At 49.3% G+C, this 345-nt stretch carries 1 protein-coding gene; it reads right to left on the bottom strand.

What is annotated here, in order from left to right; translation table 11 throughout:
- A partial coding sequence (locus tag EKM67_RS11020; protein ID WP_404802948.1) for an IS3 family transposase occupies nucleotides 1-325 on the bottom strand: 325 nt, incomplete at its 3' end.
- Between the last annotated feature and the right edge of the window lie 20 nt (nucleotides 326-345).

Consider the following 345-nt stretch of genomic DNA (forward strand, 5'->3'; position numbering starts at 1 on the left):
AGAAATCCTGCTTAAGCAAGTTGGGACGCTGTTCAACCTTGGTTTTGGAAGCCGAAGCCGCTTTCCACTTATTGACGGTAACGGAGTGGATATCCAGTTCCTTCATGAGCCGGGAAATCCGTCGTGGACTGCACCGAAGCTGCAGTGGTTGAAGTTCCAGATTCAATTCATGGTGGATCTTCATAACACCGTATCGCTGCTTAAATTCCGCAAAGATCCGCAGAATCCGTTGTTTCAAGTCCGCATCTTCGGCCCGGCGTTTTGAAGGTTTGGGGGATCGATAACGATAATACTGAGCTCTGGAAACACCGAGGATTCGGCACATCTTGGTTACCTGGTGGTGAT

Source organism: Lapidilactobacillus mulanensis (genome assembly GCF_003946215.1).
Lineage (GTDB): Bacteria > Bacillota > Bacilli > Lactobacillales > Lactobacillaceae > Lapidilactobacillus > Lapidilactobacillus mulanensis.